At 66.1% G+C, this 22,543-nt stretch carries 17 protein-coding genes; 12 read left to right on the plus strand and 5 right to left on the minus strand.

Annotation, left to right across the window (positions count from 1 at the left end; all coding sequences use genetic code 11):
* Positions 1-3 precede the first annotated feature (3 nt).
* Positions 4-3,183 carry an efflux RND transporter permease subunit gene (locus ACDI39_RS05405; protein ID WP_225789056.1) on the plus strand — a complete coding sequence of 1,060 codons (3,180 nt, stop codon included), beginning with the start codon at positions 4-6 and terminating at the stop codon, positions 3,181-3,183.
* Positions 3,180-4,595, plus strand: a complete 1,416-nt coding sequence (locus ACDI39_RS05410; protein WP_225789055.1) for an efflux transporter outer membrane subunit — start codon at positions 3,180-3,182, stop codon at positions 4,593-4,595. The genes ACDI39_RS05405 and ACDI39_RS05410 overlap by 4 nt, the downstream gene beginning before the upstream one ends.
* Positions 4,596-4,764: 169 nt before the next feature.
* On the opposite strand, the gene ACDI39_RS05415 is transcribed toward ACDI39_RS05410, so the two are convergent.
* Positions 4,765-6,933: a TonB-dependent receptor gene (locus ACDI39_RS05415; protein ID WP_225789054.1), complete on the minus strand. Its 2,169-nt coding sequence runs from the start codon at positions 6,931-6,933 to the stop codon at positions 4,765-4,767.
* Positions 6,934-7,193: 260 nt separating this feature from the next.
* Between ACDI39_RS05415 and ACDI39_RS05420 the strand changes: the two genes are divergently transcribed.
* Positions 7,194-8,054, plus strand: coding sequence for a CAP domain-containing protein (locus tag ACDI39_RS05420; protein ID WP_253080232.1), 861 nt, complete (start codon positions 7,194-7,196; stop codon positions 8,052-8,054).
* Positions 8,055-8,226: 172 nt separating this feature from the next.
* Here ACDI39_RS05420 and ACDI39_RS05425 read toward each other — a convergent pair whose 3' ends face one another.
* Entirely contained in the window at positions 8,227-9,201 is a 975-nt protein-coding gene (locus tag ACDI39_RS05425) for a GlxA family transcriptional regulator (RefSeq protein WP_253091459.1), read from the minus strand.
* Between the two features lie 102 nt (positions 9,202-9,303).
* Between ACDI39_RS05425 and ACDI39_RS05430 the strand changes: the two genes are divergently transcribed.
* From ACDI39_RS05430 to ACDI39_RS05450, 5 genes are all read left to right on the plus strand, one after another.
* Positions 9,304-9,915: a LysE family translocator gene (locus ACDI39_RS05430; protein ID WP_486537949.1), complete on the plus strand. Its 612-nt coding sequence runs from the start codon at positions 9,304-9,306 to the stop codon at positions 9,913-9,915.
* 138 nt (positions 9,916-10,053) lie between these two features.
* Positions 10,054-10,407, plus strand: a complete 354-nt coding sequence (locus ACDI39_RS05435) for a cupin domain-containing protein (RefSeq protein WP_253080231.1) — start codon at positions 10,054-10,056, stop codon at positions 10,405-10,407.
* 186 nt (positions 10,408-10,593) lie between these two features.
* A complete protein-coding gene (locus ACDI39_RS05440) occupies positions 10,594-13,011 on the plus strand; it encodes a glucose/quinate/shikimate family membrane-bound PQQ-dependent dehydrogenase (RefSeq protein ID WP_486537951.1) in 2,418 nt (805 codons plus the stop codon).
* Between the two features lie 179 nt (positions 13,012-13,190).
* Positions 13,191-14,381 (plus strand): carbohydrate porin, encoded by a 1,191-nt coding sequence (locus ACDI39_RS05445; RefSeq protein WP_317235061.1) that lies wholly within the window; start codon positions 13,191-13,193, stop codon positions 14,379-14,381.
* Positions 14,382-14,611: 230 nt separating this feature from the next.
* Positions 14,612-15,985: an APC family permease gene (locus ACDI39_RS05450; RefSeq protein ID WP_410900334.1), complete on the plus strand. Its 1,374-nt coding sequence runs from the start codon at positions 14,612-14,614 to the stop codon at positions 15,983-15,985.
* A gap of 41 nt (positions 15,986-16,026) precedes the next feature.
* On the opposite strand, the gene ACDI39_RS05455 is transcribed toward ACDI39_RS05450, so the two are convergent.
* On the minus strand, positions 16,027-16,908 hold the full coding sequence (locus tag ACDI39_RS05455) for a LysR substrate-binding domain-containing protein (protein WP_225789046.1): 882 nt from the start codon (positions 16,906-16,908) through the stop codon (positions 16,027-16,029).
* A gap of 169 nt (positions 16,909-17,077) precedes the next feature.
* On the opposite strand from ACDI39_RS05455, the gene ACDI39_RS05460 reads away from it, so the two are divergent.
* Complete coding sequence (locus ACDI39_RS05460; RefSeq protein ID WP_225789045.1) at positions 17,078-17,722, plus strand: ankyrin repeat domain-containing protein; 645 nt, start codon at positions 17,078-17,080, stop codon at positions 17,720-17,722.
* Positions 17,723-17,756: 34 nt separating this feature from the next.
* Here the strand turns inward: ACDI39_RS05460 and pobA are convergent, their stop codons facing one another.
* A complete protein-coding gene (pobA, locus tag ACDI39_RS05465; RefSeq protein ID WP_225789044.1) occupies positions 17,757-18,944 on the minus strand; it encodes a 4-hydroxybenzoate 3-monooxygenase in 1,188 nt (395 codons plus the stop codon).
* A 169-nt stretch (positions 18,945-19,113) separates the two neighbouring features.
* On the opposite strand from pobA, the gene ACDI39_RS05470 reads away from it, so the two are divergent.
* Genes ACDI39_RS05470 through ACDI39_RS05480 form a run of 3 tightly spaced genes read left to right on the plus strand, consistent with a single transcriptional unit; the run spans position 19,114 to position 21,374 of the window.
* Positions 19,114-19,998, plus strand: coding sequence for a helix-turn-helix domain-containing protein (locus tag ACDI39_RS05470; RefSeq protein WP_225789043.1), 885 nt, complete (start codon positions 19,114-19,116; stop codon positions 19,996-19,998).
* A 54-nt stretch (positions 19,999-20,052) separates the two neighbouring features.
* Positions 20,053-20,454: a MerR family transcriptional regulator gene (locus ACDI39_RS05475; protein ID WP_225789042.1), complete on the plus strand. Its 402-nt coding sequence runs from the start codon at positions 20,053-20,055 to the stop codon at positions 20,452-20,454.
* A 20-nt stretch (positions 20,455-20,474) separates the two neighbouring features.
* On the plus strand, positions 20,475-21,374 hold the full coding sequence (locus ACDI39_RS05480; RefSeq protein WP_253102467.1) for a hydroxymethylglutaryl-CoA lyase: 900 nt from the start codon (positions 20,475-20,477) through the stop codon (positions 21,372-21,374).
* Between the two features lie 536 nt (positions 21,375-21,910).
* Here the strand turns inward: ACDI39_RS05480 and ACDI39_RS05485 are convergent.
* Entirely contained in the window at positions 21,911-22,438 is a 528-nt protein-coding gene (locus ACDI39_RS05485; protein ID WP_225789040.1) for an MgtC/SapB family protein, read from the minus strand.
* Between the last annotated feature and the right edge of the window lie 105 nt (positions 22,439-22,543).

Below are 22,543 nucleotides of genomic sequence, written 5' to 3' on the forward strand. Positions count from 1 at the left end.
CCCATGAACTTTTCGAAATTCTTCATCACCCGGCCGATCTTCGCCGCCGTCCTCTCGCTGGTGCTGGTGATCGCCGGGGGCATCTCGCTGTTCCAGTTGCCGATCAGCGAATACCCTGAAGTGGTGCCGCCGACCGTGGTGGTGCGCGCCAACTTCCCCGGCGCCAACCCCAAGGTGATCGGCGAGACCGTCGCCGCGCCCCTGGAGCAGGCCATCACCGGCGTCGAGAACATGCTGTACATGTCCTCCCAGTCGACCGCCGATGGCAAGCTGACCCTGACCATCACCTTCGCCCTGGGCACCGACCTGGACAACGCCCAGGTGCAGGTACAGAACCGCGTCACCCGGACCCAGCCCAAGCTGCCCGAGGAAGTGACGCGCATCGGCATCACCGTCGACAAGGCCTCGCCCGACCTGACCATGGTCGTGCACCTGACCTCGCCGGACGACCGCTACGACATGCTGTACCTGTCCAACTACGCCATCCTCAACATCAAGGACGAGCTGGCGCGCCTGGGCGGCGTGGGTGACGTGCAACTGTTCGGCATGGGCGACTACTCCCTGCGGGTATGGCTCGACCCGAACAAGACCGCCTCGCGCAACCTGACCGCCAGCGACGTGGTCGCGGCGATCCGCGAGCAGAACCGCCAGGTCGCCGCCGGCCAGCTGGGCGCACCGCCCGCCCCAGGCTCGACCAGCTTCCAGCTGTCGATCAACACCCAGGGCCGCCTGGTCAACGAGGAAGAATTCGAGAACATCATCATCCGCGCCGGCAGCGACGGCGAGATCACCCGCCTGAAGGACATCGCCCGCATCGAGCTGGGCTCCAGCCAGTACGCCCTGCGCTCGCTGCTGAACAACCAGCCGGCGGTGGCCATTCCGATCTTCCAGCGCCCGGGCTCCAACGCCATCGAGATCTCCGACGAGGTGCGGGCGAAGATGGCCGAGCTGAAGAAGGACTTCCCCGAAGGCATGGACTACAGCATCGTCTATGACCCGACCGTGTTCGTCCGCGGCTCCATCGAGGCGGTGGTGCACACCCTGTTCGAGGCCCTGGTGCTGGTGGTGCTGGTGGTGATCCTGTTCCTGCAGACCTGGCGCGCCTCGATCATCCCGCTGATGGCCGTGCCGGTCTCGCTGATCGGTACCTTCGCGGTGATGCACCTGTTCGGCTTCTCGCTCAATGCCCTGTCGCTGTTCGGCCTGGTGCTGGCCATCGGTATCGTGGTGGACGACGCCATCGTCGTGGTGGAGAACGTCGAGCGCAACATCGGCCTGGGCCTCAAGCCCCTGGAGGCGACGCAGAAGGCCATGAGCGAAGTGACCGGGCCGATCATCGCCACCGCCCTGGTGCTGTGTGCGGTGTTCGTGCCGGCGGCGTTCATCTCCGGCCTCACCGGGCAGTTCTACAAGCAATTCGCCCTGACCATCGCCATTTCCACGGTGATCTCGGCGTTCAACTCGCTGACCCTGTCGCCGGCCTTGGCCGCCGTGCTGCTCAAGGAACACCATGCGCCCAAGGACCGTTTCTCGCGCCTGCTCGAGCGGCTGTTCGGCGGCTGGCTGTTCGCCCCGTTCAACCGTTTCTTCGATCGCGCCAGCAACCGCTATGTCGGCGGCGTGCGCCGGGTCATCCGCTCCAGCGGCATCGCCCTGTTCGTCTATGCCGGGCTCATGGGCCTGACCTACCTGGGCTTCTCGTCCACCCCGACCGGCTTCGTCCCGGCGCAGGACAAGCAGTACCTGGTGGCCTTCGCCCAACTGCCGGATGCCGCCAGCCTCGACCGCACCGAGGCGGTGATCAAGAAGATGAGCGAGATCGCCCTGGAACAACCGGGGGTGGCCGACTCGGTGGCCTTCCCGGGCCTGTCGATCAACGGTTTCACCAACAGCCCCAACAGCGGCATCGTGTTCACCCCGCTCAAGCCGTTCGACGAGCGTAAGGACCCGAGCCAGTCGGCCGCTGCCATCGCCGCGGCGCTGAACGCCAAGTTCGCCGACATCCAGGACGCCTACATCGCGATCTTCCCGCCACCGCCCGTGCAGGGCCTGGGCACCATCGGCGGCTTCCGCCTGCAGATCGAGGACCGCGGCAACCTGGGCTACGAGGCGCTGTACAAGGAGACCCAGCACATCATCGCCAAGAGCCAGGAGGTGCCGGAACTGGCGGGCCTGTTCACCAGCTACCAGGTCAACGTGCCGCAGGTCGATGCCGCCATCGACCGGGAGAAGGCCAAGACCCACGGCGTGGCCATCAACGACATCTTCGAGACCCTGCAGATCTACCTGGGCTCGTTGTACACCAACGACTTCAACCGCTTCGGCCGTACCTACCAGGTCAACGTCCAGGCCGAGCAGCAGTTCCGCCTCGATGCCGAGCAGATCGGCCAGTTGAAGGTGCGCAACAACCTGGGCGAGATGATTCCACTGGCGACCTTCATCAAGGTCAGCGACACCTCCGGGCCTGACCGGGTCATGCACTACAACGGCTTCATCACCGCCGAGATCAACGGCGCCGCGGCGCCCGGCTACAGCTCCGGCCAGGCCGAGGCGGCGATGGAGAAACTGCTGCGCGAGGAGTTGCCCAACGGCATGACCTTCGAATGGACCGACCTGACCTACCAGCAGATCCTGGCGGGCAACACCGCGCTGTTCGTCTTCCCGCTCTGCGTGCTGCTGGCCTTCCTGGTGCTGGCCGCCCAGTACGAGAGCTGGAGCCTGCCGCTGGCGGTGATCCTGATCGTGCCGATGACCCTACTGTCGGCCATCACCGGGGTGATCCTCTCTGGCAGCGACAACAACATCTTCACCCAGATCGGCCTGATCGTGCTGGTGGGCCTGGCGTGCAAGAACGCCATCCTCATCGTCGAGTTCGCCAAGGACAAGCAGGCCGAGGGCCTCGACCCGCTGGCCGCGGTACTGGAAGCCTGCCGCCTGCGCTTGCGGCCGATCCTGATGACCTCGATCGCCTTCATCATGGGGGTGGTGCCGCTGGTGTTCTCCTCCGGCGCCGGTGCCGAGATGCGCCATGCCATGGGGGTCGCGGTGTTCTCGGGGATGATCGGGGTGACCGTGTTCGGCCTGTTCCTGACCCCGGTGTTCTTCTTCCTGATCCGCCGTTTCGTCGAGCGCCGGCAGGCCCGCAAGGCCGCCCCCGCACAACCGCTGGAGAGCCATGCATGAACCTGCTCAAACCCCTGACCCCGAGCCTGCTGGCGCTGGCCCTGGCGGCCTGCGCGGTGGGCCCGGACTACCAGGCACCGGCCACCGAGCCTGCGCGTTTCGACAGCGCGGTGCAGGCCAAGGCCTTCGACCGCGACCGCTTCGAGCGCCTGTGGTGGAAGCAGTTCGACGACCCGGTGCTGAACCAGCTGGTGCAGGCCTCGCTGCAAGGCAACCGCGACCTGCGCGTGGCCTTCGCCCGGCTCAAGGCGGCACGGGCGATCCGCGAGGATGCCGAGAACGACCCGTTCCCGGTGGTCACCAGCCGCGCCAGCAGCGAGATCGGCAAGGGCCAGGTGCCAGGCCAGACCGAGCGGCGGGTCAACAGCGAGCGCTATGACCTGGGCCTGGACATGGCCTGGGAGCTCGACCTGTTCGGCCGCATCCAACGCCAGATCGAGGCCAGCGAAGCCCAGGAAGCCGCGGCCGCGGCCGATCTGCAGCAGTTGCAGGTCAGCCTGATCGCCGAGCTGGTGGACGCCTATGGCCAACTGCGTGGTGCGCAGCTGCGTGAAAAGATCGCCCTGGCCAACCTCAAGACCCAGCAGGAATCGCGCAGCATCACCGAAACCCTGCGCGATGCCGGGGTCGGCAACGAACTGGACGTGGTCCGTGCCGATGCGCGTCTGGCGGCCGTCGAGGCCACCGTGCCGCAGTTGCAGGCCGAGCAGGTGCGCGCGCGCAACCGCATCGCCACCCTGCTTGGCCAGCGCCCCGACAACCTGGGTGTCGACCTCTCGCCCCGGCAGTTGCCGGCGATCGCCAAGGCCCTGCCGGTGGGCGACCCGGGCGAACTGCTGCGCCGCCGCCCGGACATCCGCAGCGCCGAACGGCAACTGGCCGCGGCCACGGCCACTGTCGGCGTGGCCACCGCCGACCTGTTCCCCCGGGTCAGCCTCAGCGGCTTTCTCGGCTTTACCGCCGCCCGTGGTTCGCAGATCGGCTCGTCGGCGGCCAATGCCTGGGCACTGGGCCCGAGCATTACCTGGGCGGCCTTCGACCTGGGCAGCGTGCGCGCCCGCCTGCGCGGCGCCAAGGCCGATGCCGAGGGCGCCCTGGCCAACTACGAGCAGCAGGTGCTGCTGGCCCTGGAAGAGTCGGCCAATGCCTTCAGCGATTACGGCAAGCGCCAGCAACGCCTGCTGGCGCTGATACGCCAGAGCGAGGCCAGCCGCAAGGCGGCGGACCTGGCCTCGGTGCGCTACCGCGAGGGGACGGTGGACTACCTGGTGCTGCTCGATGCCGAGCGCGAACGGCTGGGCGCCGAGGATGCCCAGGCCCAGGGCGAGGTCGAGCTGTACCAGGGCATCGTGGCCATCTACAAGGCGCTCGGTGGCGGCTGGCAGCCTGAGACACTGGCCAGCGCGCACTGACCTTCAACGCCTCAACGACTCCTTTGGTTGGCTCCTCCCCCAACCGCCTTGCCCCGCCGGCCTTGGTCTGCGGGGCTTTTTTTATCTGCAAGAAAAAGCAGGCGGCGCTTGTGGGGGCCGGGCATAGGCATCACATCCTGCGCCAATCGGCTTGAAGCTTGCGGCGCCCTCAGAAGTCGATGCTGCCGGAGAACTTGACCAAGCGCGGATCGCCCTGGGTCAGGTAGCCGCCGTTGGCCGAGGCCCAGTAGTTCTTGTCGCTGAGGTTCTCGACGTTGACCCGCAGGGTGATGTCCTTTTCCTGCACCTTGAAGCGGTAGCGGGCGCCGACGTCGAAACGGTTCCAGGTCGGCAGGCTGAGGTTGTTGGCCGGGTCGGCGTATTGCCCGCCGGTACGCAGCATGCGGGCATTGAGCGATACTCCGTCCAGGCCCGGGACGTCCCAGTCGACGCTGGCGTTGAGCTGGAAGGTCGGCACGCCGACCGCATGGTTGCCATCGTTGGCACCGTCCAGGGTGTTCTTCAGCTCGGTGTCCATGCGCGTGCCGCCGGCCATCAGGCGCAAACCCCGCACTGGCTCGCCGAACACGCTCAGCTCGATGCCCTTGTTGACCTGCTCGCCATCCTGGACGAACACGTTGCCCTGGACGAAGCCGTCAGTGGGGCGCTCGATGCGAAACAGCGCCAGGTTGGCGCCGAAGGTCTGGTAGTCGAACTTGACGCCGGCCTCGATCTGCTTGGTCTTGGCCGGCGGGAAGACTTCGCCGGCGTTGACCACCTCGCCCGAGGCGGTCGGGCCCTGGGCCAGGCCTTCGATGCGGTTGGCATACAACGAGATCGACGGGTTGAGCTTGTAGACGATGCCGTACACCGGCGTGGTGACCGACTCGTCGTAGAACGCCGTACGGCCGGCATCCGGGCCCTCGCCGTCATAGGCATAGCCCTCCACGCGCAGTTGCTGGCGACGCACGCCAGCGGTGAGCAGCAGGGTGTCGTCGAACAGGCCCACGGTGTCGGACAGCGCGATGCTGCGGTTGCGGGTCTTGCCGGTCACGCCCGGGTCGTCCAGCTTGCCGCCGACGAAGGACGGCGTGGTCGGCTTGGGCAGTGGGTCGGTGCGGTAGAGGTTGGTGGCCTGCGAGTTGTAGAAGACGAAGGCGTTTTCCTGCTGAGTCCAGATGATCGCCGCGCCGAGATTGAGCTGGTGGCTGACCGGGCCGGTCTGGAAACGGCCGTTGATGCCGCCCATGAAGCTGGTGTTGTCCTCGTTGTGGGGGATCTTCGAACCGCCGATGGTGGCCGCGCCAGTGCCGGCATCGGTGAGGATCGGCGTGCCGTAGAAACCGTTCTCGTGGGTGTGCTTGACGCCGCCGGCCAGGTAGCCGCTCCAGTTGTCGTCGAAGGCGTAGTCGCCGCGCAGCATGCCGAAGGTGTCCTCGGTCTCGGTCCAGGCCCACTTCTGCCCGTAGTTGTGGTCGGCGTCGGGTGCCCGTGGGATGTCATCCAGGCCCGCGTTCAGGCGCACCGAGTTGCGCATGTGGTTGACCCGCTGCTTCTGGTAGCCGATGTCGGCGGACAGGCGCAGGGCCTCGCCACGGTAGTCCAGGCCCGCGACGAACAGCTTGCTGCGCTGGTTCTGGTCGTCGACGGCGGTCTCGCCCTCGCGCTGGGACAGGTTCAGGCGCACGCCGAAGTGGTTGTCGGCGCCGAAGCGCTGGCCGAGGTCCAAGTGCTCGCCCAGACGTCCATCGGTGCTGATGTCCTGGGTGTAGCGCCGGGTCGGGGTGTCGCCGGCACGCTTGGGCTGCAGGTTGACGTTGCCGCCCAGGCCGGAGCCCGTGGGGCTGGCACCGTTGAGGAAAGCGTTGGGGCCCTTGAACACCTCGACCCGCTCCAGCGCGTCGGGGGCGATCATCTGCCGTGGCAGCACACCGTACAGGCCGTTGAAGGCCACGTCATCGCCATTGAGCGGCAAGCCGCGGATGACGAAGATCTGCGACTGGTTGCCAAAGCCGAACGACTGGCGCACCGAGGGGTCGTTGAGCAGCACGTCGCCGATGTCCTCGGCCTGTTGCTCCTCGATCAGTTGCGAGGTGTAGCTGGTCATGGTGAACGGCACGTCCATCATGTCCTGGTTGCCCAGCACGCCCATCTGCCCGCCCCGGGCCACCTGGCCACCGGCGAAGGGCTCAGGCAGAGCGCCGGGTGGGGCCTTGACAGCGTCGGCGCTGACGGCGGTGGGGTCCAATTCGATGGGGCCATCGGCCCCCTGGGCGGTGATGGCAACGGAACAGCAGAGGGCCAGCAAGGTCGGACGAGAAGGACAGGTTCGGGCCATGAAAGGCTCCTGGTGCAAATGGGTGGAGGCCTTCCTGGCAAATGAGCGCGCATCAGCGACTGAGTATTGTTTCTAGCCGAAATTACGAATTATTAGCAAATGACTGCACTTTCTCGGCGACCAGTGGTCTACTTCCCCTTTTGCCGCGCGCAATCGATTGCCGGCCGTTTTTTGCCGTACACAAGGCCGGGCCAAAAGCCCTGCGCTTGTGTACGATGAGCAGCGCACACCTAGGCGTTGCCAGTCATAGGGAGATCTTCATGCGCGTCCTCTCATCCGTTGCCCGGTTTGCCGCCCTGTCGCTGGGGCTGGCCGTGTCCGCCAGCGCCCTGGCGTTCAGCGGCGAAGAAGGGCAACTGATCGACTCGATCAATGCCTACCGCAGCCAGGCCCAACCCTGCGGCGGCGAGGCCTCGCTGGAGTTGCCACCGCTCAACAGCGACACCCGCCTGGCCTTGTCGCCGGAGGGTACCCGCGACCTGCAGCAGGCCATGACGCGCGCCGCCTACCCGATGGTCAATGTCCAGGCCATCAGCCTGTCGGGCCCGCGCGATGCCCGGGCGGCGATGGGTGCCATCGAGGAGAGCTTCTGCCAAGTGGTGCTCGACCCGCAGTTCGTCGACATCGGCGTCAGCCAGGAAGGCCGCGACTGGCGCATCGTTCTGGCCCGCCCGTTGCTCAGCGCACGCCTGGGCGACTGGCAGCAAGAGGGCCAGAAGCTGCTGCAGGAAGTCAACGCCGCCCGCAAGGTACCGCGCCAGTGTGGCGGGCAACCGTTCGCCGCCGCTGCGGCCCTGGGCTGGAACAACACCCTGGCCGGGGTGGCCGCCAACCACACGCGGGCCATGGCCAACCAGAACTTCTTCGACCATATCGACCACGACGGCCGTACCCCGGGCGATCGCGCGGAGCTGGCCGGCTACCTGTACCGGCAGATCGGCGAGACCATCGCCGCCGGCCGCGACACGCCGCGCAAGGTGGTCGACGGCTGGCTGGCCAGCCCGGGGCACTGCGCCACCTTGATGAATCCGGACTTCAGCGAACTGGGCGCGGCCTATGCGGTAGACCCCAAGAGCGATGCCGGGATCTACTGGACCGGGTTGTTCGGCACCCCGCAGTAAAGTAGGCAAGTTCTCTGCGAGTTTCTTCGCGAGCCCGGGGCTGCTTTGCAGCCCATCGCCGGCAAGCCCCCCACACAGTCCTCTGCATGGCACATGATTCGTGAACACCGCAGCCCCCTGTGGGAGTCGGCTTGCCGGCGATGGGGCGCGAAGCGGCCCCAACTGCATGGATTCATGCGCCGCCACCATGCCTACGCAACGCCCGGGCCGAGCAGCCGAACCGCCGCCGCACGCACTTGCCCAGGTAGCTGGCATCCCCCAACCCCACCTCATCGGCAATCTGCGCCAGCCCATGGCTTGAGTTGAGCAGCCGCCAACGCGCCTGCTGCAGGCGCATCTCCAGCCACCAGGCCTTGGCGCTCATGCCATGGCTGGCCTGGAACTGGCGATCGAGCTGGCGCCGGCTGACACCCAGTTGCGCCGCCACCTCCTCGATCGACAACCGAGCCCCCAGGTGGTGGCGCATCAGCGCCGTGGCCCGCTGCACTTGGCGCCCCTGCCCTGCCCCGGCCTCCAGCGAGCGCAAGGCATGGCGACTGTCGCGGGTCTCGTCCACCAGCATGTCGGCCAGCCCCTTGAGCGCCCGCGCCCGGCCGCAGGCACGGGACAGCAATTCTACCGCCAGGTCGATGGCCGCGGTGCCGCCTGCGCAGGTGATACGCGCACCGTCGAAACAGTACAACTGCTCGGGCAACACCTGCAGATGCGGAAAAGAGGCCCGGAACTCCGCCTCGTGGCGCCAGTGCACCACCACCTTGTGGCCGTCCAGCAAGCCGCAGGCCGCCAGCAGAAAGGCGCCGTTGTCCACTCCCACCAACTTCACCCCGGCCTTGGCGGCACGCTTGAGCAGGGCCTTGTAGCGCGGCGCCAGGGCTGCGGTGGCACCGGCACTGCGCCCGCCGAACAGCACCAGGTAGTCGAAGCCGCGCAGGTCGAGCTGCGTGGGTGTCATGTCGACCTGTACCACCGCCCCGCTGCTCGAGGTCACTGGCTCGTCGGTCAGGCCCAGCAAGGTCCAACTGCAGTAGCGCTGACGGCTGTAGTCCTCGTCGTCGGCGCTGAAACGCAGCTTGTCGAGGAACGCACCGAACGGCAGCAAGGCGAACTCCGGCAGCGGCAGGATCAACAGACGGATGTCGGGGGTCATGGCAGGCATGTCCAGTTAATACTCAAGAATGTCCAGATATTACCCTTCGATCGGGCCGCCGTCCCCTAGACTGGCGCCACCCGAAACACGAAGGCATTTCCCATGGCACTGGATACCTGGCTCATCTACCTGCTGGCGAGCATCGGCCTGTCGCTGACCCCTGGCCCGAACAGCCTGCTGGCCCTGACCCACGGCGCGCTGTACGGCGCCCGGCGCACTCTGTTCACCATCGTCGGCGGGGTGTTCGGCTTCAGCGCCCTGATCGCCTTGGCCATGTTCGGCCTCAGCGCCCTGCTGCACACCTCGGCCTCGGTGCTGCAGGTACTCAAGTGGGTCGGCGGCGCCTACCTGGTATGGCTGGGCATCCAGCTGTGGCGCAGCCCGGCGATGCGCCTGGAACTGGCCGACGGCGGGGCACGCCTGGGTAATGCAGGGCTGTTCCGCCAGGGCTTCCTGTCGGCCATGGCCAATCCAAAGGTATTGCTGTTCTACGGCGCCTTCCTGCCGCAGTTCATCGACCCCCAGCGCGGGCTGGCGCTGCAGTTCGTGGTCATGGCGGCGACCTTCGCCAGCGTGGAGTTTCTTGTCGAGTACCTGTTGGCACGCCTGGCGTTTCGCGTGCGGCCCTGGCTGGCCAAAGGTGGCAGGGGCTTCAACCGCAGTTGTGGGAGCTTGTTCGCATTGATCGGCGTGGCCTTGCCGCTGGGGCGTTGAGGGTGGGGCCGGTTCGTTAAGCGGCGTTTTGTAGATCTGGAGGCGCGCAGCGGCCTCGATCGATCTCCTGACGGGCCAACACCAAGATCTACCCACGAAGCTCTCCTACAATCAGGACAGGAAGACGAGGACCGCGCCATGCCCGACAACCTGTTCACCGCCCTGCCCCCTCCCGATCCGCAGGCCGCCGAACAGATCGACGACCTGCTGCGCCGCCCGGGCCTGCGCATCGAGCGTATCGTCTCCAGCGGCCAGGCCAGCCCGCCAGGTTTCTGGTACGACCAACCCGAAGGCGAATGGGTGCTGCTGCTCAGCGGCAGCGCGGGGCTGCGCCTGGAGCATGAGACCGAGGTACGCCTGCTGCGCCCTGGCGACCATCTGGACATCCCGGCCCACTGCCGACACCGGGTGCAGTGGACCGAAGCCGGTACTACCACCGTGTGGCTGGCTGTGTTCTACGAGCAAACGCTGGCTACGGATCAGGCCAAATAGTTCACAGCGCCAAGACACTCACGAACCCAACGTCTTCTATACTTATCGCAGCCCGATACAAGCTTTTAGCATCATCGCAGCCCTTTTCCATCTGCGACAATCAGCCTCACGAAATTATGTACCAACTTGTTAATTAGCTTGCTAAGGGCATAAACTGGGCGCAGTCCACCTGCGAAAACTCCTGCAATGAAGCACACACCGCGCGCCTCTGGCGCCTCGACATTCATCCTGGTCGGCCTGGGCGTTATCATCGCCCTGCTCGGCCTCCTCCTGGCTGTCGGCGGCATCAAGCTGGCCGACCTGGGCGGCTCCTGGTACTTCCTGATCGGCGGCCTGGCCATGGCCCTCGCCGGTATCCTCATCGCTCGCCGCAAGCCGGCCGGGGCCTGGCTGTTCGCCGCCTTCCTGGTCGGCACGGCGATCTGGGCCGTGATCGACGCCGGCCTTGAGTTCTGGCCGTTGTTCTCGCGGCTGTTCATGTTCGGCGCGATCGGCCTGGTGGTGGCGCTGGTCTACCCGATGCTGGTGCGCGCCAACGGCGCCAGCGCCGGCCGGGGTGCCTACGGCGTGGCCGGGGTGCTGGCGGTGGCGCTGGTGGTTGCCGCGGGCAACATGTTCGTCGCTCACCCGAGCGTTGCGCCGACCGGCAACGGCCCGGGCCTGACCCCGGTCGAGCCTGGCAAGGCGCAGAAGGACTGGGCCCACTACGGCAATACCGAAGGTGGCAGCCGCTTCGCCGCCCTGGACCAGATCAACCGCGGCAATGTCGACAAGCTGCAGGTCGCCTGGACCTACAACACCGGTGACGTGGCCATCAGCGACGGCAATGGCGCCGAGGACCAGCTGACCCCACTGCAGGTCGGCGACAAGGTGTTCATCTGCACCCCGCACAACAACCTGATCGCGCTCGATGCCGACACTGGCAAAGAGCTGTGGAAGAACGAGATCAATGCCCAGTCCAAGGTCTGGCAGCGCTGCCGTGGCATGGCCTATTTCGACGCCACCGCGCCGATCGCCCAGCCGACCCAGCCGAACAGCTCGCCGATCACCGTGGCCAGCGTACCGGCCGGCGCCAACTGCCAGCGCCGCCTGCTGACCAACACCATCGACGGCCGCCTGATCGCCGTCGATGCCGATACCGGCGCGTTCTGCCAGGGCTTTGGCAACAACGGCCAGGTCGACCTGAAAGCCGGCCTGGGTGACGTGCCGGATTCCTACTACCAGCTGTCTTCCGCACCGCTGATGGCCGGTACCACCGTGGTGGTCGGCGGCCGTGTCGCCGACAACGTCCAGACCGACATGCCAGGCGGCGTGATCCGTGGTTTCGACGTGATCACCGGGGCCATGCGCTGGGCTTTCGACCCGGGCAACCCGGACGATCGCAACGCCCCGGCCGAAGGCAGCACCTACGTGCGCAGCACCCCCAACAGTTGGGCACCGATGTCCTACGACCCGGCGATGAACACCGTGTTCCTGCCGATGGGCTCCTCGTCCACCGACATCTACGGCGTGGAGCGCAGCAAACTGGACCACACCTACGGCGCCTCGGTGCTGGCCCTGGACGCCACTACGGGTAACGAAAAGTGGGTGTACCAGACCGTGCACAACGACCTGTGGGACTTCGACCTGCCGATGCAGCCGAGCCTGATCGACTTCACCAAGGACGACGGCAAGACCGTGCCCGCCCTGGTGATCGGCACCAAGGCCGGGCAGATCTACGTGCTCGATCGCGCCACTGGCCAGCCGCTGACCCAAGTCGACGAAGTGCCGGTCAAGCCGGGCAACATCCCTAACGAGCCTTACGCGCCAACCCAGCCACGCTCGGTGGGCATGCCGCAGATCGGCGCGCAGACCCTGACCGAGTCGGACATGTGGGGCGCCACCCCGTTCGACCAACTGCTGTGCCGCATCGACTTCAAGAAGATGCGCTACGATGGGCTGTACACCGCGCCAGGCACCGACCTGTCGCTGAGCTTCCCCGGCTCGCTGGGCGGCATGAACTGGGGCAGTATCTCCACCGACCCGGTGCACGGTTTCATCTTCGTCAACGACATGCGCCTGGGCCTGTGGATCCAGATGATCCCCTCGCAGAACCAGGGCCAGGCCGCCTCCGGTGGCGAGGCACTGAACACCGGCATGGGCGCCGTGCCGCTCAAAGGCACCCCGTATGCGGTGAACAAGAACCGCTTCCTCTCGGTGGCCGGCATCCCGTGCCAGGCACCACCCTTCGGCACCCTCACCGCCATCGACATGAAGACCCGGCAGATCGCCTGGCAGGTGCCGGTCGGCACCGTCGAGGACACCGGCCCACTGGGTATCCGCATGCACCTGCCGATCAAGATCGGCCTGCCGACCCTCGGCGGTACCCTGTCGACCCAGGGCGGCCTGGTGTTCATCGCCGGCACCCAGGACTTCTACCTGCGCGCCTTCGACAGCGGTAACGGCAAGGAGATCTGGAAGGCTCGCCTGCCAGTCGGCAGCCAGGGCGGCCCGATGACCTATGTGTCGCCGAAGACCGGCAAGCAGTACGTCGTGGTCACCGCTGGCGGCGCGCGCCAGTCGACCGACCGTGGCGACTATGTCATGGCCTACGCACTGCCATAGACCGCGTTACCCCCATCGCCGGCAAACCTGCTCTCCACAGCTTGTGGGGGGCGGTTTGCCGGCGATGGCGCCTTCACAGATCACCCGAGATTTCGCAATGTCCCGCGCTTTTCGCTATACCCCCACCGCCCTTCTGCTGGCCCTGGCCAGCCCCCCCCGCCCTGGCCGACGGCAACCTCATGACCCGTAGCACCATGACCGGCGACTGGGGCGGCCTGCGTCACCAACTCGTGGAGGACGGCATCACCTTCACCGGCGACTACAGCGGCGAAACCGCCTACAACGCCCACGGCGGCCTGCACCGCTCGGCGCGCTATTCGCAGAACCTCAAGCTCGGCGTGCAGTTCGACCTCTCCAGGCTGTACGGCCTGGACAACGGCGGCAAGGTCCAGCTGACCATCAACGACCGCCGCGGCAACAGCGCCTCCGAGGACCTGGTGGGCAACCGCCTGCCGATCCAGGAAAACTACGGCGGCCTCTATACCCGCCTGACCGAGCTGAGCTACGAGCGCACCCTCTTCACCCCGGCACTCAACGTCAAGCTTGGCTACATGGCCATGGGCAACGACCTGGGCGGCCTGGACAGCGGCATCCTGTGCAATTTCATGAACGCCGGCTTCTGCGGCCATCCGCTGAACATGTCCGGCGGCAGCGGTTGGACCAACTACCCCAACGCCCACCTGGGCGTGCGGGTCAAATACGATTTCTCGCCGTCCTGGCAGTTGCGCGTAGCGGCGTTCAACGTCGATCCAGAAAGCAACGGCAACTCCAGCCGCGCCTGGCACCTGGGGCCCAAGCACAGCACAGGCACCGTGGTCCCGGTGGAGCTGGTGTACACGCTGCAGGGCGAACTGCCGGGCGAGTACAAGCTCGGCTACTACTACGACAGCTCGAACGTGCAGCGCATCGGCAGCGACAAGGAGGTCGCCGGCCGTGGCGGGCACTACCTGCTGGTCGACCAGGCCGTGTGGAACGATCCAGGTTTACCGGGCCGTCGCCTGCATGCCTTCGGCCAGTACTCGGCCTCGAGCAAGGCCGCCTCGCCATTCACCCGCTGGTATGGCGCCGGCGTGGTGCTGTACCAGCCGTTCGCAGGGCGCCCGCGCGATACCCTGGCGCTGGGTTATGGCCGCGCCGTGCCCAACCCGCGTAGCCGCGACGTACTGCAGGACGCCGCACTAGAGGCCGGCCAGGACTTCCCCGACCTGGACAGCGCCGAACAGTTGATCGAGCTGAGCTATGGCTACCAGGCCACGCCCTGGCTGAACCTGCGCCCGGATGTGCAGTACATCATCGAGCCGGGGGCATTCTCCGGGCAGAGCATCGACAACGCACTGGTGGTGGGGTTGCAGGTCAAGGCGACCTTCTGAACCCTTGTAGGGGCCTTTGGGAGGTGGGGCTGCCTTGCAGCCCCAATAATGACAAAGCGCCGCCTAACTACCTGGCATCGGGGCTGGCCCGCAATGGCCCCCTGCCTACCCAGTTTTTTCCTGTGCAACGAACACATTTTTAATAATTTTCCGATCCCGCCCCCTGCTCCAGTATCTGCCGCGACTACAACAACAACGAGCGGGGAAACATCATGAGTGCAAGTGCGTCCGTGCCTGCCACCGCGCAGGCGAATCAAGCCGGCTTCCGCCGGGTCCTGGGGCTGGGGTCGCTGCTCGCGGTGGCGGTCGGCCTGGTGGTGTCCCAGGGGGTGATGGTGATGATGCTGCAAGGCGTCGGCGCCGCCGGCCTGGGTTTCATCGTGCCGCTGGGGCTGGCCTACCTGCTGGCGCTGAGCTACGCCTGCTCGTTCTCCGAACTGGCCCTGCTGGTGCCTCGCGCCGGCAGCCTGTCGAGCTACACCGAAGTGGCCCTGGGGCATTTTCCGGCGATCCTGGCGACCTTTTCCGGCTATGTGGTGGTGGCCATGTTCGCCCTCTCGGCCGAGCTGCTGTTGCTCGACCTGATCGTCGGCAAGGTCTACCCCGGCGTGTTCCCGCCGTTCAGCGTGGCCTTCGCGGTGCTCGGCCTGTTCACCGTGCTCAACCTGATGGGCATCGACGTCTTCGCCAAGCTGCAGAACGCCATGGCCGTGGTGATGGTCGTGGTCCTGCTGATCCTGGGCATCGCGGCGATCGCCGAAGGCCATGCCAGCGGCACCACCACCACGTTGCTGCAGGGCGACTGGAACCCCATGGGCGCAGGGGTACTGGCCCTGACGGCCCTGGCGGTATGGGGCTTCGTCGGCGCCGAGTTCGTCTGCTCGCTGGTGGAGGAGACGCGCAAGCCCGAGCGCAACATCCCACGCTCGATGATCATCGGCCTCACGGTGATCTTCGCCACCATCGCCCTGTACGGCCTGGGCGCGCTGTTCCTGGTACCGCAGCACGCTCTGGGCAGCGATGCCCTGCCCCATTACCTGTTCGCCACCACGGTGTTCGGCAAGACCGGCGAGGCGTTCCTGGTGATCGCCGCGGTCACCGCCACCTGCAGCACCCTCAACACCTCGCTGGCGGCCATCCCGCGGATGCTCTACGGCATGGCGTGCAACGGCCAGGCCTTTCCTCAGTTCAAGCAGCTCAGCCCGCGAGCGCGCACACCTTGGGTGGCCGTGCTGTTCGTCGCGGCGATCACCGGCCTGCCGATCCTGCTGATGGGCCAGGATGCCGCCGCGATCAACCTGCTGCTGCTTTCCGCTGCCCTGGCCTGGCTGCTGGCCTACATCATCGTTCACCTCGACGTCATCGCCCTGCGCCATCGCTACCCGCACCTGGAGCGCCCGTTCCGCACGCCGTTCTACCCGCTGCCGCAGCTGTTCGGCATCGGCGGCATGCTGTACGCGATCTGGAATGCCTCGCCCAGCCCGGACATGAGCGCCCAGATCTTCGGCGCCGCGGGCCTGGTGCTGGCGGTGGTGTCGTTGATCGCCGTGGTTTGGATCAAGGGGGTGATGAAGAAGCCGCTGTTCAGGCCTGAGCCTTTGTAGCCGTCTTGGGGCCGCTATGCGGCCCCAATTCCTACCTGTTCTCAGATCGCATGCGCCGCAAGCAGCTCCATGAGCACCTCGGCCAGCGACTTGACCATCGCGTCGGCCGTCGGCCGGTGCACCACGACGATCTCGTAGCTGTCCACCTCCGGCAGCCCTTGCTGGGCCCCCAGCACCCGGTGCTCACCGGTGGCGGCACGTGGCGGCAGCAGGCTGATGCCCATGCCATCGGCCACCGCCGCCTGGATGCCGCTGAGGCTCGAACTGGTGAAACTGATACGCCAGCGCCGCCCCATGCCTTCGATGGCGGTGATCATGTCGTCGCGGTACAGCCCACGGGGGGGGAAGGTCACCAGGGGGATGGGGTCGAGCTCGAACGACGGCATCCGCGCACTGTCGATCCATTGCAGGCGCTCCGGCCAGCAGGCTACGCCCTCCCGGCTGTTGCGCCGCTGCTTGAGCAGCACCAGGTCGAGCTCGCCGTTGTCGTAGGCCTGGCTGAGGTCGCGGCACAGGCCGCTGGTGACTTCCAGCTTGACCTGCGGATGGCGCCGGCTGAACGCCGACAGGGCATTGGTGGTACGGCCGCCGACGAAATCCTCGGGTACGCCCAGGCGTACGGTCACACCGACCATGGCCCCGGCCAGCGCCTCGAGCATCTGGTCGTTCAGCGCCAGCATGTGCCGGGCGTAACCGAGCAGGGTCTGGCCGGCGTCGGTGGGCAGCACGTCGCGGTTGCCGCGTACCAGCAGGCGGTGGCCAACCATGTCCTCCAGGCGGCGGACTTTCTGGCTGATGGTCGACTGGGTCGAGTGCAAGCGCGCCGCTGCGGTGGTGAAGCTGCCGCAGTCGGCCACCACGACGATGGCGCGCAGCAGGTCGAGGTCGAACAGAGCCCTATTCGATTTAACGCTGATAGACATGTTCACATTCAACTTCTGAATGACAAGCCTGACTTCTAGCACGGCCATCCCTGCCGGGCAACCGGCCTGGCCGGTATTCGAAAGCGCACTGCCTGTCATCCGGATAATTCACTTCTAGCCGCTGCACGGGTTGCCTAGGATGAAGCCTCGTCACCTTGGAGCCCGTCGCATGCGCCTGCCTGTTCTTCTGCTTGCCCTGTTCACCAGCCTGGTCGCCCACGCCGGGGCCGCTGCCCTGGATACCCGGCTGCACGGGGCCGCCCAGCGTGGCGACACAGCTGCCATCACCCAATTGCTCGACCAGGGCGCGCCCCTGGAGGCACGCGATGCCCAGGGCCGCACCGCGTTGCTGGTGGCGACCCAGGCCAACCAGGTGCAGGCGGCCAAGGCGCTGATCGAGGCCGGTGCCGACGTCAATGCCAAGGACAACATCCACGACAGCCCCTACCTGTATGCTGGCGCCCGTGGCCTGGACCAGATCCTGCGCCTGACCCTGGACCATGGCGCCGACCTCGAGAGCACCAACCGCTACGGCGGTACCGCGCTGATTCCCGCCGCCGAGCGCGGCCATGTGCAGACCGTGCAGATGCTGATCGACGCCGGTGTCGACGTGGACCACCTCAACCGCCTGCACTGGACGGCCCTGCTGGAGGCGGTGATCCTCGGCGATGGCGGCCCGCGCCATGTGGAGATCGTCCGCCGGCTGCTGGCCGCCGGGGCCGATCCGGCCATCGCCGACAAGGATGGTGTCACTGCGCTGGAGCATGCACGGCAGCGGGGTTACCAGCAGATGGTGCAGGTGCTGGAGAGATAGGGCCGCTTCGCGCCCATCGCCGGCAAGCCCCGCCCTACTCCACCACCTCGAACGGCAAGCCCACGTAGTTCTCGGCAATGTTCGCCAAGCCAGCCGGCGACCCCAGGAAATACTCGCGGTCGGCCTCTTGCATCTTCCGGTCCCAGTCATCCTTGTGCTCGCCGAAATCATGCAGCAACTGGGTCATGAACCAGCTGAAGCGCTCGCCCTTCCACACCCGCCGCAAGGCCAGCGGCGAGTACTGCGCCAGCAGGTCGGTACGCCCCTGGCGATAGACCTTGACCAGGATCCGGTACAGGTAGTTCACGTCCGAGGCCGCGAGGTTCAGGCCCTTGGCGCCGGTGGGCGGGACGATGTGGGCGGCGTCGCCGACCAGGAACAGCCGGCCATGCTGCATCGGTTCGACCACCAGGCTGCGCAACGGGGCGATGCTCTTTTCCAGCGCAGGGCCGGTGACCAGTCGCGCCGCCACGTCCTCGGGCAGGCGTGTCTTGAGCTCGTCCCAGAAACGCTGGTCGCTCCAGTCCTCGACCCGCTCGCCGAGCGGTACCTGCAGGTAGTAGCGGCTGCGGGTCTGGGAGCGCTGGCTGCACAGTACGAAACCGCGTTCGTGGTGGGCGTAGATCAGTTCGTGGTTGACCGGTGGCGTATCGGCCAGCAGGCCCAACCAGCCGAACGGATAGACCCGTTCGTAATGCTTGAGCACACCGTCGGGGATGCTCTGGCGCGACACGCCGTGAAAGCCGTCGCAACCGGCGATGTAGTCGCAGTCGACGCGATGCACCTGGCCATCCTTCTCGAACGTCAGGTACGGATGCACGCCTTCCAGCCCATGGGGTCGCACGTTGCTGGCCGAGTAGATGATCGGCGCCCCGCTCTCCTGGCGAGCCTGCATCAAATCGCGGGTGACCTCGGTCTGGCCATAGACCATGACCGTCTTGCCGCCGGTCAGTGCCTTGAGATCCAAGCGCTGGCGACGGCCGCCGACCAGCAGCTCGACCCCTTCGTGGACCAGCCCTTCACGCGCCATGCGCGCGGCCACCCCCGCCTCGTGCAACAGCTCGACCGTGCCCTGCTCCAGTACCCCGGCACGGATGCGCCCGAGCACGTAGTCGGGCGTCTGGCGCTCGAGGATCAGCGTGTCGATACCGGCCTTGTGCAACAGCTGGCCGAGCAGCAGGCCAGACGGGCCGGCGCCGATGATTGCAACCTGAGTCTTCATTGTTGTTGTCTCGTCGTGTCGATGCCGGCCTGCGACTGGCAGTGACCAGGCATCTGCTGTTAGGGTTTGCCCCTGCATTTTTACGATCAAGAATCGGCCATTAAGTGTGATATTCCATGGATTACCTGCACTTTTACATATTGTGTTCGATTAACGGACAGGTACGCGCATGATGTCGAGCCTCCCCGGTGTCCCGCTGTTCCAGCTCTATGGCGAGAACCACACCTGGCCGGGGACCGACCTGCTGCACTGCGAGTCGATCCCGGCACGTAGCCGCCTGCACCACTGGGAGATCAAGCCCCATCGCCACGCCGAGCTGTTCCAGCTGCTGTACGTGCAGCGCGGCCAGGCCCAGGTGGAGATCGAGGGAAAGCGCAGCGAGATCTGCGAAGCGGCCATCCAGGTGGTGCCGCCGCTGACCGTGCATGGTTTTCGTTTCAGCGCCGATATCCAGGGGCATGTCCTGACCTTCGGCACGGCGCTGGTGGCGGACCTGGAGCAACGCCTGGGCGCACCGCTGGCCGTGCTGGCGTCGGCCACCTGCTACCCGCTGGGCAGCGACCGCCATCGGCTGCATGCCCTGATCGACACGCTGCAACAGGAATACCAGGGCAACGCCCCCTCCCGGGCAGCGATGCTGCAGGCGCTGGTGACCGCGCTGATGGTCTGGATCAGCCGTCGCCAGCAGTCCGGCCAACTGCCGCGCAACCGCGACGAACGTGATCGGCAACTGCTCGGTCGCTACTTGCGCCTGGTCGAGGCGCACTACCGCGAGCACCTCTCGGTGGACACTTTCGCCGCCCGCCTGGGGGTCTCCAGCCTGCGCCTCAACCAGCTATGCCGGGACCTGGCCGGGCAGAGCGCGTTGCAGGTCGTGCACCAGCGCCTGTTGCTCGAGGCCCGGCGCAACCTGGTGTATACGCGCATGAGCATCGGCCAGTTGTCGGACAGCCTGGGGTTCAGCGACCCGACCTACTTCGCGCGCTTCTTCAAGCGCCTGAGCGGGCAGACGCCCAAGGGTTATCGACAGTCGGCACGGCACGCGCCTGCTTGACGTATACGTCAACCTGCATTTAGGTTACTGCCATACCCTCTTTCGAGCCCGAGCATGAGCAGCCAGACCTACAGCATTTCCGACCTGTCCCGCGAACTGGACATCACCACCCGCGCGATCCGCTTCTACGAGGAACAGGGCCTGCTGAGCCCGGAGCGCCGCGGCCTGGAGCGCATCTACTCGGCACGTGACAAGGTCACCCTGAAACTCATCCTACGCGGCAAGCGCATCGGCTTCTCCCTGGCCGAATGCCGCGAGCTGATCGAGCTGTACGACCCCAGCAGCGGCAACCTCAAGCAGCTCAACAGCATGCTGGCGAAGATCGCCGAACGCCGCGCCCAGCTGGAACAGCAGATGCTCGACATCCAGCAGATGCACCTGGAGCTGGACACCGCCCAGGAGCGCTGCGAACAGGCCCTGGCCGCCACCTTGAACACGCAGAACGCCAACCGTTGACCCGCCACAGGAAGCCCGCCATGTCATTGCCCAAGAACGTCCGCCTGGTCGAAGTCGGCCCACGCGACGGCCTGCAGAACGAAGCCCAGCCCATCAGCGTCGCCGACAAGGTGCGCCTGGTGGACGACCTCAGCGAGGCCGGGCTCTCCTATATCGAGGTGGGCAGCTTCGTCTCGCCCAAGTGGGTACCGCAGATGGCCGGCTCCGCCGAGGTGTTCGCCGGTATCCAGCAACGTCCCGGCGTCACCTACGCGGCCTTGGCCCCCAACCTGCGCGGTTTCGAGGATGCCCTGGTAGCGGGCGTGAAGGAAGTGGCGGTGTTCGCCGCTGCGTCCGAGGCATTCTCCCAGCGCAACATAAACTGCTCGATCAGCGACAGCCTCAAGCGCTTCGAACCGATCATGGAGGCCGCACGTAGCCATGGCATCCAGGTGCGCGGCTATGTGTCCTGCGTACTCGGCTGCCCTTATGAAGGCAAGGTCAGCGCCGAGCAGGTCGCCCCGGTGGCCCGGGCCCTGCATGACATGGGCTGCTACGAGGTGTCGCTGGGCGACACCATCGGCACCGGCACCGCCGGCGAGGCCCGGCGCCTGTTCGAGGTGGTCTCGGCGCAGGTACCGCGCGAGCGGCTGGCCGGGCATTTCCACGACACCTATGGCCAGGCACTGGCCAATGTCTATGCCAGCCTGCTCGAAGGCATCCGGGTGTTCGACAGCTCCGTGGCGGGCCTGGGCGGCTGCCCCTATGCCAAGGGTGCCACCGGCAACGTGGCCACCGAGGATGTGGTGTACCTGATGCAGGGGCTGGGTATCGACACCGGCATCGACCTGCAACGGCTGATCGCCGCCGGCCAGCGCATCAGCGACGTGCTGGGCCGGGCCAACGGCTCGCGGGTGGCACGGGCACGCAGCGCGCAGTGAGTCATACGGGTGTCACATAGGTGTGGGTGAGTGTTACCGCCCACACACCTGGCAGCGAAAAATCGGGTAACAGGGAAACAATTCGACAGATTTTCAGGTGGTGCGATTTTCGCCAAACACAGCAAGCTATTGATTTTAAAGGAATTAAAAAAGTTGGCACGGCACCTGCTATATCTTCTGGCATAACAAGAACAAAAACGTGACACCCAATAAAAACAACAGATGACGGCTCTGACATAACAAGAACAACACGGCAGAGGCGTAGCAAGCAGATTTTTTTGGAGTAGACATGCATTCCAGGGGGCATGCCCCCGCGACCTGGTACAGAACAATAAAACTACCACGAGGTAGCGACGGTCAGGGTCGGATCAGCAATGATGAAAGCAGGTCAGCGCTCAAAAAAATACGTTTGCTCTTGGCCCCGGATGGGGGCCTCCCGCTACACCGAGGCACGGGCTGACAAAAACAACAACAAGCCGGTCTCCAATAATAAAAAAGAGCAGGCAACAACGCTTTGAGGGGAGCTTCGGCTCCCCTCAGTGCTTCCCGCCCTCCTCTTCCTCCTGCTTCTCCCCATTCTCCCCTTCCAGCTTGTCCACCAGCAGCGGCATGGTGCCCAGCACCAGCAGTGCCATGACCGTACTGATCAGCGCCGTGGCCTCGCGGCCCATGCCGGCGGCGGTACCGATGGCAGCGGTCATCCATAACCCAGCGGCGGTGGTCAGCCCCTTCACGTGGCTGGTGTCCTGCCCGTTGCCCTTGAGGATGGTGCCGGCACCGAGGAAACCGATACCGGCGACGATCCCCTGGATCACCCGGCTGAGTGCCTGTTCGTCGGCCCCGGCCATGCTCGGCGCCAGCACGAACAACGCAGCCCCCAGCGACACCAGCATATGGGTGCGCACGCCGGCGGACTTGCCCTTGTGCTCGCGCTCGAAGCCCAGTACCGCGCCCAGCAGCGCCGCCATCAGCAGGCGCACGAGGATCTGCGTGACCTCGCGCTCGTCGGCGATGTCGGCGAACTCGGCTTGAATGGCCTGCCATACCGTGGGCCAGATATCCATGGAAACCCTCTCGTATCGGGCAACGCACCAGGGCCGTTGCGGGCCCCTTCGTGGGCAGGCCCGCTCCCACAGGTTCTGAGTCGGCCAACATGATGCGGTTTGCAA

The organism is Pseudomonas sp. Tun-23181 (assembly GCF_057415455.1).

What these genes read in the sequence shown, in the direction of transcription:
- ACDI39_RS05485 (WP_225789040.1), bottom strand. Translation starts at nt 22,438, where the DNA reads ATGGATATCTGGCCCACGGTATGGCAGGCCATTCAAGCCGAGTTCGCC.
- ACDI39_RS05415 (WP_225789054.1), bottom strand. Translation starts at nt 6,933, where the DNA reads ATGGCCCGAACCTGTCCTTCTCGTCCGACCTTGCTGGCCCTCTGCTGT.
- ACDI39_RS05460 (WP_225789045.1), top strand. Translation starts at nt 17,078, where the DNA reads ATGCGCCTGCCTGTTCTTCTGCTTGCCCTGTTCACCAGCCTGGTCGCC.
- ACDI39_RS05405 (WP_225789056.1), top strand. Translation starts at nt 4, where the DNA reads ATGAACTTTTCGAAATTCTTCATCACCCGGCCGATCTTCGCCGCCGTC.
- ACDI39_RS05455 (WP_225789046.1), bottom strand. Translation starts at nt 16,908, where the DNA reads ATGTCTATCAGCGTTAAATCGAATAGGGCTCTGTTCGACCTCGACCTG.
- ACDI39_RS05425 (WP_253091459.1), bottom strand. Translation starts at nt 9,201, where the DNA reads ATGACCCCCGACATCCGTCTGTTGATCCTGCCGCTGCCGGAGTTCGCC.
- ACDI39_RS05470 (WP_225789043.1), top strand. Translation starts at nt 19,114, where the DNA reads ATGATGTCGAGCCTCCCCGGTGTCCCGCTGTTCCAGCTCTATGGCGAG.
- ACDI39_RS05480 (WP_253102467.1), top strand. Translation starts at nt 20,475, where the DNA reads ATGTCATTGCCCAAGAACGTCCGCCTGGTCGAAGTCGGCCCACGCGAC.
- ACDI39_RS05435 (WP_253080231.1), top strand. Translation starts at nt 10,054, where the DNA reads ATGCCCGACAACCTGTTCACCGCCCTGCCCCCTCCCGATCCGCAGGCC.
- ACDI39_RS05440 (WP_486537951.1), top strand. Translation starts at nt 10,594, where the DNA reads ATGAAGCACACACCGCGCGCCTCTGGCGCCTCGACATTCATCCTGGTC.
- pobA (WP_225789044.1), bottom strand. Translation starts at nt 18,944, where the DNA reads ATGAAGACTCAGGTTGCAATCATCGGCGCCGGCCCGTCTGGCCTGCTG.
- ACDI39_RS05420 (WP_253080232.1), top strand. Translation starts at nt 7,194, where the DNA reads ATGCGCGTCCTCTCATCCGTTGCCCGGTTTGCCGCCCTGTCGCTGGGG.
- ACDI39_RS05445 (WP_317235061.1), top strand. Translation starts at nt 13,191, where the DNA reads ATGACCCGTAGCACCATGACCGGCGACTGGGGCGGCCTGCGTCACCAA.
- ACDI39_RS05410 (WP_225789055.1), top strand. Translation starts at nt 3,180, where the DNA reads ATGAACCTGCTCAAACCCCTGACCCCGAGCCTGCTGGCGCTGGCCCTG.
- ACDI39_RS05475 (WP_225789042.1), top strand. Translation starts at nt 20,053, where the DNA reads ATGAGCAGCCAGACCTACAGCATTTCCGACCTGTCCCGCGAACTGGAC.
- ACDI39_RS05430 (WP_486537949.1), top strand. Translation starts at nt 9,304, where the DNA reads ATGGCACTGGATACCTGGCTCATCTACCTGCTGGCGAGCATCGGCCTG.